This is a genomic window from Aldersonia sp. NBC_00410 (assembly GCF_026342035.1).
In the GTDB taxonomy this organism is placed as follows: Bacteria; Actinomycetota; Actinomycetes; order Mycobacteriales; family Mycobacteriaceae; genus Aldersonia.
The window spans coordinates 160,505-178,801 of the sequence record NZ_JAPENM010000010.1 but is presented as its reverse complement, the minus strand read 5'-3'; the positions used below and the strand labels follow the sequence as shown (position 1 = coordinate 178,801).

The following is an 18,297-nucleotide window of genomic DNA, read 5'->3' as shown; positions in this document are numbered from 1 at the left end:
GGACGTCGCCGCGTTCGGGCACGCCGACATCCCCTTCGAGCGCGTCGTCGAGGTGCTGAATCCAGTTCGCTCGACCGCGCGCACCCCGTTGTTCCAGGTGATGTTGACCTTCCAGAACATGTCGATGCAGAGCTTCGAACTGCCCGAATTGCGTATCGATGCAGTAGATTTCGACGTTCCGCTGGCCAAGTTCGATCTCCAGCTCACGATTGCCGACAATCCCGCCTCCGCGAGTGGCGCCGACGCTCCGGACGCCGGGCTCGCCGCGTTCTTCACCTATGCCACCGATCTGTTCGACGAAACGACCGTGGCGGGCTTCGCGGACCGACTGCTGCGCATCCTCGAAGCGGTTGGCAGTGATGCCGATACCGCGGTCGGTGACCTCGCGCTGACCACGCCGAGGGAGCGGGACACGCTGCTCACGGCGTGGAACACCCCCGGTGCCCCGGTCGCGGACACGACGCTCATCGGCATGTTTTCCCATCAGGCACAGCGGCGGGGTGCGGCTGCCGCGCTGCGCTTCGACGGATCGGAGATCAGCTACCGCGAGCTCGATCTACGCTCGAACAGGCTGGCGCGCAAGCTGATCGACGCCGGAGTCGGCCCCGAATCGTTGGTCGCGATCGGAACCGAACGCGGTCCCGCTCAGATTGTCGCGATGCTCGCCACGATGAAGGCCGGAGCCGGTTATCTGCCGCTCGACGTGACGTACCCGGCCGATCGATTGAGCTACATCCTCGCCGACGCCGCGCCGGCATGCGTTTTGACCACCGCGGCCGAGCGCGATCTGCTGCCCGGTACCGATGCGCGGATCATCGTTCTGGACGGTATGAACGACGCGAGTCGCGACGATGCGCCGATCACCGATGCCGAGCGAATCGGCCCGCTGCGCCAGAGCAACGTCGCGTACGTGATCTACACATCCGGATCGACCGGGCGGCCGAAGGGGGTTGCGGTCACACACCGCAATGCCGTCCAACTCCTCGCGAACACGGAGGGGCACTTCGGATTCGACGAGAACGACGTGTGGACCATGTTCCACTCGTTCGCCTTCGATTTCTCGGTGTGGGAAATGTGGGGCGCGCTCGCGTACGGCGGCGTCCTGGTGATCGTCGATTACCTCACCTCCCGCTCGCCCGAGCAGTTCCTCGAGCTGCTGGTCCGCGAGCAGGTGACGGTACTGAATCAGACCCCGTCGGCCTTCTACCAGCTCGCCGAGGCCGATCGCGCTGCCGGATCGCCGGATGGTCTGGCACTGCGGCATGTCGTCTTCGGCGGCGAGGCACTCGACCTGCGTCAGTTGCGAGGCTGGTACGAGCGGCGGCCGAACCGGCCGCAGCTGGTCAACATGTATGGCATCACCGAGACCACGGTGCACGTCTCCTACCTCGCGCTCGACAGTGAACTCGCGCAACGATCACTGGGCAGCACGATCGGTCGAGGTCTCCCGGGTCTGGCGACCTACGTTCTGGATTCGAGACTGGAACCGGTTCCGGTCGGTGTGCCCGGCGAGGTGTACGTGAGCGGCGGGCAAGTGTCACGCGGATACGTCGGGCGGCCGGACCTGGTGAGCGCCCGGTTCATCGCCGACCCGTTCGCCGCGCCGGGCGCGAGGATGTACCGCACCGGCGATGTCGCACGCTGGAACCGCGACGGGCAGCTCGAATACGCCGGCCGTAGTGACGAGCAGGTCCAGCTTCGCGGCTTCCGCATCGAGCTCGGCGAGGTCGAATCGGTGCTGCTGCGCTACCCGGGCGTCGCACAGGCGGTCGCGTCGGTTCGCGCGGACGACCGGCTCGGCGACCGCCTCGTCGGATATGTCGTCGCCGAATCGGATTCGCCTGTCGATGCCGCCGACGTGCGCAGGCACGCCACCGAGTTTCTCGCGGCATACATGGTTCCGGACGCCGTACTGAGCCTGGACGAGTTGCCGCTGACACCCAACGGCAAGCTCGATCGGAAGGCCTTGCCCGCGCCGGAGTTCACCGGCACGGGCGCAGCGTACCGCGAGCCGGGCACGCCGATCGAGCAGACGGTGGCGAACGTGTTCGCCGAATTGCTCGGTGCTGCGCAGGTCGGGCTCGATGACGATTTCTTCGCGCTGGGCGGCAACTCGCTGATCGCCACCCGCGCGGTCGCACGGGTGAACGACGCTCTCGGCAAGTCCATCGGCGTGCGTGCGCTTTTCGAGGCGTCGACGGTCGCGGCGCTGGCCGAACGTGTCGGTGCCGCCACCACGGGTGCGCGCCGACCGGCTCTGGTGCGCGCCCCGCGTCCGGACCGGATTCCGCTTTCGCTTGCCCAGCAACGCATGTGGGTGATCAATCAGGCAGATCCGGATGCCGCGACGTATAACATCCCGTTCGCGATCAGGCTGACCGGCCAGCTCGACGCCGACGCGCTTGCGCGCGCGTTCGGCGATCTCGTCGAACGGCACGAGGCGCTGCGTACCAGGTATCCATTGGCCGGTGACACCCCGTACCAGGAGATCCTGCCTGCCGGGGAGGTGCGTTTCGATCTCACTCCGGTTCCCGTCGCGGCGCCCGAAGTGCGCGACCGCGTCGTCGGCCTGGTGACACGGCCGTTCGACGTCACAGTGGACCCGCCGCTGCGGGTCGAACTGTTCGCGGTGGGCGAGGACGATCTCGTGCTCACCCTCGTGGTGCATCACATCGCGGCGGACGGCGCGTCCATGGCCCCACTCGTGCGAGACATGATGATCGCCTACGCGGCTCGCGCCGGGGGCGCCGCCCCGTCCTGGTCGCCGCTCGAGATCCAGTACGCGGACTACACGCTCTGGCAACGTGCGGTGTTGGGTTCCGAGCACGATCCCGAGTCGGTGGCCGCGCAGCAGTTGGCGTACTGGTCGACGGCGTTGTCCGGGCTTGCCGAGCAGTTCGACCTGCCCACCGATCGCCCCCGGCCGCCGGTCCCGTCACTGCGTGGCGCCCGGTTTGCTTTCGAGGTTCCCGAAGGTGCGCACGTGGGTCTCGACCGAATCGCGCGCGAACGCAACGCTTCGTTGTTCATGGTCATCCACGCCGCGCTGGCGGTACTGCTGGCGCGTTTGTCGGGTAGCAGCGACATCGCCATCGGCTCGCCGATCGCCGGGCGCGGTGAACGTGCCCTCGACGACCTGGTCGGCATGTTCGTCAACACGCTGGTGCTCCGGACCGAGGTTGCGCCGCAGGCGGCCTTTGCCGACCTGGTCGAGCGCACGCGCGAAGTGGATCTGACGGCTTTCGCGAACGCGGATGTCCCGTTCGAATCGGTGGTCGACGCCGTGCGGCCTGCACGAGGTCGATCGAGCCAGTTGCCGCAGGTCATGCTGGTGTTCCAGAACCTGGAGCCGGTGCAACTCGAAGTGGCTGGGCTGACGGTGCAGGCGCTCGAACCGGGCGAGGCCGTCGCGAAGTTCGATCTGCAGCTCACCGTGGAAGCGCGGCACCGATCCGATGGATCGCCGGCCGGGTTCGGCGCAGTGTTCACCTACGCGACCGATCTTTTCGACGAATCGACGGTCGACAGTTTCGCTCGCCGTCTGGTGACGATTTTCGAGGCTGTTGCGGAAGATCCGGCCGCGGTGGTCGGCGACATCGATGTGCTCGACGAAACCGAACAGCAGCTGTTCGAGCCCGCCCCCGAGGAGTCGGCCACCGTGCGCACCGGGTCCATCGGCGCTGCCGCCCTCGCACAGCAGTTGGCGACCGTCGTCGAGGACGACCCGGATGCCCCGGCGCTGAGCTTCGGCGAGGACGAGATGCCCTACCGTGAACTCGACGGGCGTTCGTCGCAACTCGGGCGGGCCGTCATCGAGGCCGGTGGCGGACCCGGTGACGGTGTGTTGGTCGCGCTGAACCGTGGCGTCGACTGGGCCGTTGCCGCATGGGCTGTGCTCAAGGCCGGCGCGGCGGTCGTGCCAGTCGACCCGCGGGCTGTCGACATAGCATCCGAGTCCGTGCCGACCATCGGAATCACGACCGCAGCGCACGTCGATCGGCTGGCCGCGACCGCTGCGCTCGATACGGTCGAGTGGATCGTGCTGGACGACCCCGCTATGGCCGAGCGCATCGCCACGCGTTCGGCCGGGCCGATTACCCACGCACACCGGCTGCGTGCACCCGAGGCGAGCGATCTCGCCTACCGCGACGCAACAGGGGACGGAGCGGTGACGGTGGTCGAACTCGCTGCGTTGGCCGGCCACATTCGCGAACGTGCCTTCGTCGACTACGAGTCACGCACTCTGCACGCCGGGGAACCGAATGTGCTGGCCGGGCTCCTCGAGCTCGTGGTTGCGGGCACCGCCGGAGCCACGTCGGTCATCCCTTCGTCGGGCAGGTCGGTGTCGGGAGATACGCTGGACGACGCGGAGATCACGGTGCTGCTCGCATCGTCCGAGGTGGTCGCGGCACTGGACCCCGCAGCGCTGGAACTGCTGGCGGCGGTCGTGGTCGAGGGGCCGTTGCCGACCGACGACGCGTGGTTCGACGATCGGGTGGTGCTGGGACTGAGCGTGCTGCGCGCCGAAATGTCCGCACGGACGGGCAACGATGAGGGGAAGGTCGCTCGATGACGGACTCGGGGGAGCCGAATCCGACACGTCCGCAGCGGCCGCGGCGTGCGAGTGCCCGAGGTGTAGACCGGAAGCGGCGCGGCACGTTCGTGTCGCTGCCCAACCTGCTCGGCGCGGCAGTGGAGTCGAATCCCACGGGAACTGCGCTGTCGTTCGACGGGCGGGAAGTCAGCTACGCAGATCTCGACGACCGGTCGTCGCGTCTGGCCCGCGTCCTCATCGACCGTGGGCTCGGCCCCGACGATCGAGTGGCGGTTGGTATCGCACGCTCGATCGAGTCCGTCCTTGCGGTCTGGGCGATCGCGAAGGCCGGCGCCGCGTTCGTCCCGATCGATCCGAGGTATCCCCGCGACCGGGTTGCGCACATGGTGAAGGATTCGGGGGTCGCGATCGGGATCACGGTCGCTGCGGCACTGGACGGGCTGGCGACGACGTCGTTGGAATGGCTGGTCCTCGATGGTGCCGTGATCGAAGCCGAATTGGCCACCGCATCACCGGAATCCGTGACGTACGCAGATCGTGTGCGCCCGCTGCGAGCGCAGAATGCGGCCTACGTGATCTACACCTCCGGTTCGACGGGAAAGCCCAAGGGGGTCGTGGTCACCCAGTCGGGGCTCGCGAACTTCTGTGTGGAGCAGCGGGAGCGCTACCGCCTGACGCCCGAGTCGAGGACGCTGCACTTCGCATCGCCGAGTTTCGACGCGTCGGTGCTCGAGTTGCTGCTCGCGGTCGGTGCCGGATCGACCATGGTGATCGTCGCGCCGAACATCTACGGGGGCGCCGAGCTGGCGTCGCTGCTCGCCACCGAGCGCGTCACGCATGCGTTCGTCACACCCGCCGCGTTGGCGTCGATCGATCCGGACGGGCTCGTTGACCTGCGGGTGGTCGTGGCCGGTGGTGAGGCGTGCCCGCCGGAACTGGTGAACCGATGGGCGGCGCCCGGCCGGGAGTTCTTCAACGGGTACGGCCCGACCGAGACAACCATCATGACCAATATCAGTGATCCGCTCGTCCCAGGCGAACCGGTCACCATCGGACCGGCGATCCGGAACATGTCGGCGCACGTACTCGACACGCGGCTTCGGCGCGTTCCGGTCGGTGTGGCAGGTGAGCTGTATCTGTCCGGGCTGCAGTTGGCGCGCGGCTACCACGGGCGTGGCGACCTCACGACGAGTCGGTTCGTCGCGAATCCGTATTCGTCCGAGTCCGGTGAGCGGATGTATCGGACGGGCGACATCGTCCGGTTGCGCGAATCCGGCGCGGTGGAGTTCGTCGGCCGCAACGATGCCCAGCTCAAGATTCGGGGCTTCCGTATCGAGCCCGGCGAGATCGACGCCGCGCTGACGGATCATCCCGATATCTCGTTCGCCGTGACCGTCGGTCGTGAAACTCGCTCCGGGCCCGCTGCGCTCGTGTCCTATGTGCTGCCCCTCGCCGGCCGGCACATCGACACCGACGGCGTACTCGAGTTCGTAGCCGGGTATCTGCCGGCGCACATGGTCCCGGCTCTGGTCGTTGTCCTCGATCGGATTCCGCTGACCCCGGTAGGCAAGTTGGATCGGGAGGCGCTGCCGGAACCGATTTTCGACGTGCGTCAATACAGTGCTCCCGCGACGCCGATCGAGGAAGTTGTCGCGAATGTGTTCGGCGCAGTGCTGTCGCTCGAACGGGTCGGTCGCGACGACGACTTCTTCGATCTCGGCGGAAACTCGCTGATCGCAACGAAGGTGGCTGCTCGACTCGGTGCCATGCTGGACGCGCGCATTCCTGCGCGGACGGTGTTCGAGGCCAGCACCGTCAGCGCACTCGCCGCTGCGGTTCAGGGGCGGCGCGGCGAAGGCGGCCGGCCGCGCCTGGTGGCCGGATCTCGACCGGAACGGATTCCGCTGTCGCTTGCGCAGCAGCGAATGTGGTTCCTCAACCGTTTCGACCCCGGGTCCGCGCTCAACAACATTCCTTTCGCCATCCGGCTGACGGGCCGGCTCGATACTGTCGTTTTCGGTGCCGCGCTGCGCGACGTCATCGATCGGCACGAATCACTGCGTACGAAGTACCCGGAGGACGGCGGGGTCGGCCACCAGGTCGTCGTCGAGGCGACCGAAGTCCTCACCGATCTGGAACCAATCACCGTTCGTGAATGCGAAACGGCAGGTTGGATAACCGAATTCGCGTTGGGTGGCTTCGACGTCACCGAGGCTGTCCCACTGCGGATCGCCCTGCTCGAACTCGGTGCAACCGAACACATCCTCGTGATCGTGATCCATCACATCGCTGCCGATGGTGCCTCGCTCGCGCCCATGGTGCGCGACCTCGTCGGCGCGTATCTGGCGCGCAGCGCCGGAAAGATGCCCGAACTGCCGCCGCTGCCGGTGCAATATGCCGACTACACCCTGTGGCAGCGGGCGCTGCTCGGGGCCGAGGACGATCCGAATTCTCTTGCTGCCCAGCAGCTGGCCCACTGGCGGGGCCGACTCGAAGGCCTGCCCGATCGGATCGATCTACCGATCGACCGGCCACGGCCAGCCGTCGAATCCAATGCGGGCGCCACTTACGAGTTCGGCATCGACGACGCGCTGCGCAAGGCGCTCGAGGAACTCGGTCGCATTCATGAGGCGTCGCTGTTCATGGTCGTCCACGCCGCGTTCGCCGTGCTGCTCGGCCGAATCTCGGCGACGACGGATGTCACGATTGGGACGCCGATCGCTGGGCGTGGCGACGAAGCTCTGGACGACATGGTCGGCATGTTCGTCAACACTCTGGTGTTGCGGACCGAGATCGATCCGGCGCGCCCGTTCACCAATCTCTTGGTATCGGTCCGGGACGACGATCTCGCTGCCTTCACCAACGCCGACGTACCGTTCGAGCGGCTCGTCGAGGTGCTCGACCCGGTGCGCACGGCCGCGCACCATCCGCTCTTTCAGGTCGCGTTGTTCTTCCAGAACATGGCGACAGCGGAATTGGAACTGCCGGGACTACACGTCGAGAGCGTCGACTTCGGTGGTGTGCTGGCCAAATTCGATCTGCAGTTGACCGTGTCGGTACCGGATGACGACGTGCAGGGAAGCCTGGGTGCCCTGTTCACCTACGCGACCGATCTGTTCGACGAGTCGTCGATCCAACTGCTCGCCAATCGGCTTGTGCAGTTTCTGTCCGCGGTCGCAGCAGATCCCGAGCGCGCGGTCGGCGATGTCGAGCTGCTCGACGCGGCCGAGCGGCGCGAACTCCTGGTCGCGCGAAATGCGACCGCCTTCGCCGTGCCGGACGCCCGACTGCTCGACGGTTTCGACGCACAGTGTGTGCGCACACCCGACGCCACAGCAATTGTGTACGAGGGCGATTCGCTGACATACCGCGAGTTCGCCGCGCGCGTCAACCAGCTCGCGCGACTGTTGATCTCGCGCGGCGTCGGTCCGGAAGTGCTGGTGGCGTTGGCTGTCCGACGTTCGGTCGACCTCGTTGTCTGCATGTACGCGGTCGTTCGTGCCGGGGGAGCCTACGTACCGCTCGATCCGGACCATCCCGCCGAGCGCATTGCCTATGTCCTCGAGACGGCACAGCCGGTGTGCCTGCTCACCACAGCGCGCGACGCGTTCGACTCCGAATCCGACGTGCCTGTCATCGAAGTCGACACCCTCGATCTCTCCGCCCATTCGACGCAGCCGTTGCGCGCGGACGAGCAGCCGGGCGTGTTGCGCGGCGACCACCCCGCATACGTGATCTTCACCTCCGGTTCCACCGGCCGCCCGAAGGGCGTCGCCGTCGGGCATTCGGCGATCGTGAACCAGCTGGAATGGATGCAGTCGGAATACCGGCTGGGCACCGACGACGTGTATCTGCAGAAGACTGCCACGACATTCGACGTGTCCCTGTGGGGCTTCTTCATGCCTCTGCGCGTGGGCGCGGCGCTCGTCCTCGCCACCAATGACGGGCATCACGATCCCCAGTATCTGAGCCAGGTGATCGCGGAGCAACGGGTGACGGTTACCGATTTCGTGCCGTCGATGCTCGCCGTGTTCGCGGCGCACGCCGATGCCGTTGCACTGCAAACGTTGCGGCACGTCTACGTAATCGGGGAGGCGTTGCCGCCGGAGACGGTCGCCGCCTTCGGCGCGGTGAGTTCGGCTGCACTGCACAATCTCTACGGCCCGACCGAAGCTACCGTGTCCGTGACCCACTGGCCCGCGAGGCTCGGCGAACAGCAGACCCAGGAGCCGGTCGTCGCGATCGGGCGCCCGGAGTGGAACACCCAGGTCTTCGTTCTGGACGATCGGCTGCGACAAGTACCCGACGGGGTGCCCGGCGAGTTGTACCTCGCGGGAATCCAACTCGCGCGCGGCTACGTCGCGCGTCCGGACCTCACCGCCGACCGGTTCGTTGCCAACCCGTTCGGTCCGGTGAGCGCGCGCATGTACCGAACGGGCGACCTGGTGCGGTGGCGCCGCGACGGCGTACTGGAGTACATCGGGCGCACCGACTTCCAGGTGAAATTCCGCGGCCAACGTATCGAACTCGGCGAGATCGAGACGGCACTGCTCGGCAATCCCGTGGTGCAGCAGTCCGTTGCGTTGGTGAAAGCGACGGGAACCGGCGACCAATTGGTTGCCTACGTCGTTGCCCTGCCCGGCACCGAAGTCTCCGGTGACGAGCTGGTGGCGTGGCTGGACGGCCGCCTGCCCCGGTACATGGTCCCCGCGACCGTGATTGTGCTCGACGCATTTCCGCTCAATCCGTCCGGCAAGCTCGACCCCAACGCGCTGCCCGAGCCGACCTTCGAGAGCCGGGAATTCCGTGCGCCGACAACACCGATCGAGGAGATCGTGGCCGGCGTGTTCGCCGACCTCCTGGGCGGCCGGCGTGTGGGTCTCGACGACGACTTCTTTGCCCTCGGCGGGAACTCGCTCATCGCGACGCAGGCGGTCGCCAGGCTCGGCGCGGCGCTGGACACCCGAATCCCGGTCCGAATGCTGTTCGAGGCCTCGACGGTAGCGGCCTTGGCCGCCCGTTCCGAAGCGCACACGGGTCCGGGACCTACTGCCCTGCTCGCGCCGCGACCCCGGCCGACTCGAGTGCCGCTTTCGCTGGCTCAGCAACGCATGTGGTTCCTGAACCGGCTCGACCCCGAATCGGCGGTGAACAACCTGCCGGTAGCGATCCGCCTGACTGGTGAGTTGGACGTTGCCGCGCTGCAAGCGGCCGTCGCCGATGTCGTCTGGCGGCACGAGTCGTTGCGGACGCTGTTCCCGGAGCAGGACGGCACTCCGTATCAGCTTGTACGCTCGGACGCCGACGCGGTCCCCGATCTCACACCGGTGTCGATAGCGGCCGAGGCCGCCGTCGCGACCGTTTCGGAGTTCATCGTTGCCGGGTTCGACGTCACCACCGAAATCCCCTTTCGGATCCGACTTTTCGAGATAGCGCCGGACGAGTTCGTGCTTGCCGCGGTGGTCCACCACATCAGTGGTGACGGCTTCTCGATGGGCCCGCTCACCCGCGACCTGGTCGTCGCCTACGACGCCCGGCGTCGCGGTGATGAACCGGGCTGGCGCCCGTTGCCCGTGCAGTACCCGGACTTCGCGATCTGGCAGCGCGAGGCGTTCGGTTCCGAGCAGGATCCGGAATCGTTGATTTCCAAGCAGATCGCGTACTGGCGGGAGCGTTTGTCCGGACTGCCACACGAAATCGAACTGCCAATCGACCGGCCGCGACCGCAAGTGGCAAGCAATCACGGCGGCAACGTGTCCTTCGACGTAGCCGCCGACGTGCATCGCGGTCTGCTCGACCTGTCGCGGCGCCAGAATGCGACGCTTTTCATGGTCGTGCACGCGGCGCTCGCCGTGCTTCTGGCCCGGCTGAGCAACACCACCGACATCGCCATCGGAACGCCGGTCGCCGGACGTGGCGAAGAGCAACTCGACGAGCTGATCGGGATGTTCGTCAACACGCTGGTGCTGCGAGCCGAGGTGGATCCCAACGAGTCGTTCGCCGAACTGCTCGAGCAGGTGCGCGGCACGGATATCGGTGCATTCGGGCACGCGGACCTGCCCTTCGAGCGGTTGGTCGAGATTCTCGATCCGGAGCGATCGCAGGCTCGCCATCCACTGTTCCAGGTCATGTTCACGTTCCAGAACCTCGCCCCGACGACCCTCACCCTGCCCGGCGCGACGGCGGTGAGTCTCGAATTCGACTTCGATCTCGCGAAATTCGATTTGCAGTTCACCTTGTCGGAAGCCTCCACCACCGACGGTCGGCCCGCCGGCTTGCGTGGCGTCGTCACCTACGCAACAGAACTGTTCGATGAATCGACGGTGGTCGTGTTCGTCGAGAGGTTCCAGGCGATCCTCGCGGCAGTCGCACGGGACGCCTCGATCGTGACGGGCGACATCACGCTGCTCGACGACGCAGAGCGGCGACTCGTCCTGCGTGAGTGGAACGCCCCGGCTACCACGGTCGCGGACTCGACGCTGATTCAGCTGTTCGATGAGCGCGCCGAGGCTTCGGGAACCGCGGTGGCGATCGTCCACGGCTCGGCGCGGCTCACCTACGCCGAACTGGATATACGCGCAAATCGCCTGGCGCGCAAGCTCATTTCGCTCGGCGTTGGACCCGAGTCGCTCGTCGCCGTTGCGTTGCCGCGCTCTGCGGACCTCGTCGTTGCGCTGGTCGCGGTATTGAAGGCAGGCGGTGCGTATCTGCCCATCGATGTGACCTATCCAGCGGAACGGCTGCGCTTCATGATGGCGGACGCGGCGCCGGCGTGCGTGATCACCAATGCCGACTCGGGCGAGGTCGTGGCCGACGCGGGGGTCCCGGTCGTCGACCTGACAGATGCCGAGCTGACAGCGTTCGAGGGCTCTCGGGTTACCGACGTCGACCGGCGCGGTGCTTTGCGCCCCGAGAATTCTGCCTACGTCATCTACACCTCAGGTTCCACCGGGCGGCCCAAGGGCGTCCTCATTCCGCACCGCAACGTCGTGCGCCTGTTTTCGAATACGCAGGACGCGTTCGGGTTCGACGAGACCGACGTCTGGACGCTGTTCCATTCCTATGCTTTCGACTTCTCGGTGTGGGAGCTGTGGGGCCCGCTGCTGCACGGCGGAAAGCTCGTGGTAGTCGACTACTTCACCTCCCGTTCGCCTGCGGAGTTCCGGGATCTCCTCGTGCGCGCGCAGGTCACGGTCCTGAATCAGACACCGTCGGCGTTCTACCAACTGGCCGAAGCAGACCGGATCGCGATGGAGCAGACGACGGAGTCGGGTGCACTCGCACTGCGCCACGTGGTATTCGGTGGCGAGGCATTGGATCTGCGCAGGCTGACGAGCTGGTACGAGCGACATCGCGACGACTCCCCGGTGCTCGTCAACATGTACGGCATCACCGAGACGACGGTGCATGTCTCGCATATCGAACTCGACAATGACGCCGCTGTGCACGGTGGCGCCAGCATCATCGGCCGGGCGGTGCCCGGCCTCGGTGTGTACGTTCTCGACCGGCGCCTGCAGCCGGTGCCGGTGGGTGTGCCCGGCGAGATGTACGTCGTCGGAGGCCAATTGGCCCGAGGGTACCTGCGGCGGCCCGACCTGTCCGCCGTGCGGTTCGTCGCCGACCCGCACGACGGTCCGGGCGCGCTGATGTACCGCACCGGCGACATCGCCCGATGGAACTCCGACGGTCAACTCGAGTACGTCGGCCGCAGCGACTCGCAGGTTCAATTGCGCGGCTTCCGAATCGAACTGGGTGAAATCGAGGCGGCATTGGTGCGTCACGACTCGGTCGCGGACGCGGTCGCGATCGTGCGGGCGGACGACCGGACGGGAGAACGGCTGGTCGGGTACGTGGTGCCCCGCGTCGGCGCCACGATCGATCCGCCCGAGTTGTCGGCATATGCCGCCGAGTTCCTCGCTGCCTACATGGCTCCCGACGCGCTGGTCGTGCTCGCGGAACTGCCACTGACGGTCAACGGCAAGTTGGACCGCAGCGCGCTACCCGCGCCCAGGTTCGCCGGTTCACGCGTGTCCCGGGCTCCCGAGACCGAGCTGGAACGCACTATCGCGGCCGTCTTCGCAGAGGTTCTCGGTGTCGACTCGGTTGGTGCGGACGATTCGTTCTTCGCGCTCGGCGGCGACAGCATCGTGTCCATTCAGCTTGTGTCACGTGCCAAGGCCCGTGGTGTGTCGTTCGCGCCGCGGGACGTTTTCGAGCGTAGGACGGTCGCGGGTCTTGCGGAGGCTGCGCAGGTCGCCGGCGAGTCCGGTGCTCCATCGGTGGTGCTGACCGAACTCGAAGGCGGCGGTGTCGGGCCGATGCCCCTGACACCGGTCACAGCGTTCATGGTCGAACGCGGCGGGGGCTACGCCCGCTACAACCAGTCGGTCGCGCTGAAGCTGCCGGTCGGTATCGAGCGATCGACGCTCGTCCGCGTGCTGACCGCGGTTATGGATCGGCACGACATGCTGCGTGCGCGAATTATCTCCGTGGCGGGCACTCCGCAGGTCCTGACGGTCCCGCCAAGCTCGATCGATGTCGATTCCCTCGTCACACGAACGGCTTTCGACCCCGGCATCGAGGAGTCGGCGCTGCAGGAACTGGCCCGCCGGGCCCAGGATGGCGCGCTCGACCGGATAGATCCCGCGGCGGGCGTCGTCGTGCAGTTCGTCTGGCTCGATCCGGAATCTGGCGAGCGGTCGGGGCGATTGATTGTCGTCGCCCACCACCTGGTCGTCGACGGAGTGTCCTGGCGGATTCTCATTCCCGATTTCATTACGGCGTGGGGACAGATCAGCCACGACCAGGACGTCCGGCTGGACCCGGTCGGGACGTCGATGCGGCGCTGGGCGCACGCCCTGGCCGAGCGGGCAATGCAGCCCGATATCGTTGCCCAACTCCCGTTCTGGCGTACCACATTGGGTGGCGACGATCCGTCGGTCGGTCCGCGCCGGTTCGACCCCGGCGTCGACCTTGCCGGCGTAGTACGGAAGGTGACGGTCGACGCGTCGGCAGATGTCACCGAGCACCTGCTCACGACCATTCCGAGGCTGTTTCGGGGTGGCGTGAACGACGGCCTGCTCACCGCTCTCGCGCTCGCCGTAACGCGCTGGCGACTCGACCGTGGCATCGAGGAGCAATCCACGTTGCTCACGCTGGAAGGCCACGGCAGGGAAGAGGGCCTCGTACCGGGAGCAGATCTATCGCGGACGGTGGGCTGGTTCACCAGCATCTTCCCCGTCCGTCTCGATCTCGCAGGTCTCGATCTCGACGACGCCTTCGCCGCCGGACCCGCTGCCGGAGCGGCGATCAAGGCCGTCAAGGAGCAATTGGCAGCAGTGCCGGACCGCGGCGTCGGATACGGCTTGCTGCGATATCTCAACCCGGAGGGTGCCGCGCAACTCGCGGCGTACTCGGGTGGTCAGATCATGTTCAACTACCTCGGCCGAATCTCGGCCGAGGATGTCCCGCACGGCTTGGCCGATGCCGGCTGGATGCCGGCCGGCGACCTCGGTGACGTCAGCGGCACACCGGATCCCGACATGCCAGCCATGGCCGCGCTCGAAATCAACGCCGTCGTCGTCGGTGGTCGCTTGCGCGCGAACATCGGTTACCCGTCCACCTTGCTCGACGAACACGATGTCGAGGAACTCGCACAGCACTGGGTTGCGGCCTTGTGCGCACTGGTCGCACACGTGCAACAGCCCGGATCGGGTGGGCTCACGCCGTCGGATGTGGCGCTGGTCGACGTGACCCAGGAAGACATCGACGGGTGGGAGAGCTGCTACGCAGCCCCATCGGACATCTGGCCGCTGTCGCCATTGCAAGCCGGCATGTACTTCCACGCGATGCTGGCGGCGGAATCGGTGGACGTCTACACGGCACAGGTCGTCGTCGGACTCGACGGCGTGGTCGACCGGCGGCGGCTTCGCTCCGCGGCGCAAGCGGTATTGGACCGGTACCCGAACCTGCGAACCGCGTTCGTCACGGGCTCGGCCGGTGATCCGGTGTCGGTGGTGCTGGACCGGCTCGACATCGACTGGACCGAAAGCGAGCTCACCGGCTCGACCGATCCGCTCGCGGACTTCGACCGGATCGCGGCAGCCGAACGTGGTCGGCGCTTCGATCTCGCGGTGCCCCCGCTCGTGCGGTTCCGCTTCGTCGCGCTCGCACGAGATCGGTACCGCCTGGTGATCACCAATCACCACATCCTGCTCGACGGCTGGTCGATGCCGCTGTTGATGAAAGACTTGCTGGTGCTGTACGCGACGCACGCCGACACGTCCGTCTTGCCGCCGTCGCGTTCGTACCGCAATTACCTCGACTGGGTGTCCAAGCGCGACTCCGCGGCGTCGTTGGCCGCCTGGCGCGATGCGCTCGCGGGCGTCGACGAGCCGACACTGCTGGCCCCGGCGGACCGTGCGCGGCAGATCACGTCGTTTTCCGCTGAGTACCGGTTCGCCCTCGAGGAATCGGAAACCGTGGCGCTGCAGCGGTTCTCCGCGAACGCGGGCGTGACCGTGAACAACGTCGTGCAAGCGGCGTGGGGTGTGCTGCTCGGCAAGCTCACCGGGCGCCGGGACGTTGTGTTCGGCACCACCGTGTCGGGCCGGCCGCCGGAACTCGCCGGCGTCGAGGAGATGGTCGGTCTGTTCATCAACACGCTGCCCGTGCGCGTGCAGTGCGAGCCCGGCGACTCGGTCGGCACGGTGTTGACACAGTTGCAGACGAGACAGGCGAGCTTGCTCGATCACCATTCGGTGCGACTCGCGGATGTCGCGGCGGCAGCGGGCGCCGCAGCCTCGTTCGACACGCTGTTCGTCTTCGAGTCATATCCGATCGACGCGGAAGGTATTGCGGCCGGGGCCAGTTCGATCGACGGCATGTCACTGGCCGGTATCGAATCCGCCGACGCGACGCACTACCCGGTGACGGTCATCGCCCAGCTCGATACGACGCTGCGACTGCGTGTCGGCTACTTGACCGAATTGTTCGACGAGGCGGCCATTGTGCAGTTGGCACGTCGCTATCGGGCAGTTCTGGACCGCATGATCGCGGCGCCGGAGGGACTGGTCGGCGACATCGATATCGTCGAACCGGGCGAGCGCGAACTCCTGCTCGACGGGTGGCAGAGTCCCGCCGCCGGCAGCAGCGAGGTCACCCTCGTAGACCTGTTCGATGGACAGGTTGCGGCGCGTCCGGACGCGATAGCACTGGTCGCGGGACCCGATCGGATCAGCTACGCGGAGCTGTCGAAACGTGCGAATCGCCTGGCGCGCAGACTGATACGCGCCGGCGTCGGGCCGGACGACCGAGTCGCGCTCGCGCTCGGGCGCTCTGCCGATCTAGCCGTCGCAATTCTCGGCACTGCGCGGGCCGGTGCGGCCTACGTTCCCCTGGATACCAGCCACCCCGCCCAGCGGTTGGAGTTCATCCTCGCCGATTCCGCGCCGACGTGCGTCGTCTCCACGTCCGCCGACATCGTGGCGTTCCCCGCTACGGATCTTCCGGTGCACCGAGTCGATACCGACGACACGACGCCCAGCGATCCGATCGGTGACACCGAACGAAACGGCCCGCTGCGTCCGGACAACCTCGCGTACGTGATTTACACCTCTGGCTCCACGGGTCGGCCGAAGGGCGTCGCCGTCACCCATCGCAATGTCGTGGAACTGCTGCGAAACAGCCAGCCGTTGTTCGGCTTCGACGATTCCGATGTCTGGACGATGTTCCACTCCTACGCCTTCGACTTCTCGGTGTGGGAACTCTGGGGCGCGGTCGCGCACGGCGGCCGCGTCGTGATGGTCGACTACTACACAGCGCGATCGCCCGAGGAGTTCCTCGAGCTGCTCGTACGCGAACGGGTCACCGTGCTGAACCAGACACCGGCAGCGTTCTATCAGCTCGCCGAAGCCGACCGCGCCCATTCCGGCGCCGCGGATCTCGCGCTGCGGCACGTCGTATTCGGCGGCGAAGCGCTGGACCTGCGACGCTTGCGGAACTGGTTCGAACGGCGTCCCGCGGGGCCCCGGCTGGTCAACATGTACGGCATCACCGAGACGACGGTCCACGTGTCTTTCCTCGAACTGGACGCGCAGATGGTGCGCAACCCGGCGAGCGTGATCGGGCGCGGCTTGCCAGGCCTGGGCGTGTACGTGCTCGACGACCGACTGCGACCCGTTCCAGTCGGTGTTCCGGGCGAGGTCTACGTCACGGGTCGGCAGCTGTCGCGCGGGTATCTCGGCCGGCCGGACCTCGGCGTTGCGCGCTTCGTCGCCAACCCCTTCGGCTCGGGCGATCGGATGTATCGGACCGGCGACCTGGCCAAGTGGAACAGCGCCGGACACCTGGAGTACGCGGGCCGTAGTGACCTGCAGGTTCAATTGCGTGGATTCCGAATCGAACTCGGTGAGGTCGAGGCGGTGCTCGCGGGCTGCGCCGGTGTGGCGCACGCGGTGGCGATCGTGCGTACCGATGAGGGTATCGACGATCGGCTGGTCGGCTACGTCGTGCCGCAGTCCGGGACAGCCCTGGATCCGGCCGAACTGCGCAGCGTGGTGGCCGAGTTCCTCACCGGCTACATGGTGCCCGATGCGATCGTCGTCCTCGACGCGTTACCCCTGACACCCAACGGGAAGCTGGCCCGTAACGGACTGCCCGCGCCGGAGTTCGTCAGCGACCGCCCGTTCCGGGAACCGGAGACGGCTGTCGAACTCGCGGTGGCCGACGTGTTCGCCGATGTACTCGGCATACCGCGGGTCGGTCTCGACGACGACTTCTTCGCGCTTGGTGGAAACTCGCTCTCCGCCGGCCGGGTCGCGGCCCGCATCCGTGCCCTGCCGCTTGCGGACGTGAGCACCGCCGAGTTCCAGCTGCAGTGGCTGTTCGCCTGTCGCACGGTCGGATCGGTTGCGCGGCAGTTGACCGCACCCAGTTCGGCCACCGCCACCGTCGGCCTCGACGTCGTACTGCCGCTTCGCGGCGGCGACGCGGACGCGGCCGCCGTGTTCTGCATTCATCCGCTGATGGGTCTGGCGTGGATGTATACCGCCGTCGCCCAACTCCTCCCGGCCGGCAGGCCGGTCTACGGCGTGCAGTCGCCGGTGCTGCTCGAGGCGGACTGGGTGCCGGATTCCATCGATGCGATTGCGCAGCGGTACGTCGCGGAAATTCGGGCAGTCCAGCCGCGCGGACCGTACCGTCTGCTCGGCTGGTCGCTGGGCGGTGTCATCGCGCACGCGATGGCGGTGCAGCTGCAAGCCGAGGGGGCCGAAGTCGAGTCGCTGACGATGCTGGACAGCGTGCACGACATCGACCTCGACGTGTTCACGAGCGAACTCGCGGACACACTGGCCGCGGCCGGCATCGAGGTGGGGGGCATCGGGGCGGGGGATGCGCGCGAGATCACCAACCTGAACGACGAGCAGGCCGCGAAGGTCCTCGCCGCGCTCGGCGCGGAGTCGACCGTGACCATTGCCCAAGTGCAGCGGCTCTACGCGACTGCCGTTCGGTCAGCGACATTGTCGAGCGCCCATCGCCCCGGTGTGTATCGCGGTGCCCTGCAGTACGTGAGTGCAGAAATCGAGCACCCGACCGCCGCCGATGCCGCGGCGAAGTGGAATCCCTACGTCACCGACGGAGTTGTCAACCATCCGGTGCCGGCGCGGCACAGTGAGTTGCTCGGCATCGATGCGCTCGCTTTTGTCGGTCCGATCTTGGTCTCGGACGGGAACGTCGGCTAG

At 66.9% G+C, this 18,297-nt stretch carries 2 protein-coding genes (1 of these 2 running past the window's edge); both read left to right on the top strand.

All coding sequences use genetic code 11. From position 1 onward, the window contains the following. Positions 1–4,573 carry the 3' portion of a non-ribosomal peptide synthetase gene (locus OG921_RS22215; protein WP_266114709.1) on the top strand. Its footprint begins 12,020 nt before the window's first position, so only the last 4,573 of its 16,593 coding nucleotides appear in the window; the start codon falls outside the window, past its left edge; its stop codon occupies positions 4,571–4,573. Beyond that, positions 4,570–18,297, top strand: a complete 13,728-nt coding sequence (locus OG921_RS22210; RefSeq protein ID WP_266114708.1) for a non-ribosomal peptide synthetase — start codon at positions 4,570–4,572, stop codon at positions 18,295–18,297. The genes OG921_RS22215 and OG921_RS22210 overlap by 4 nt, the downstream gene beginning before the upstream one ends.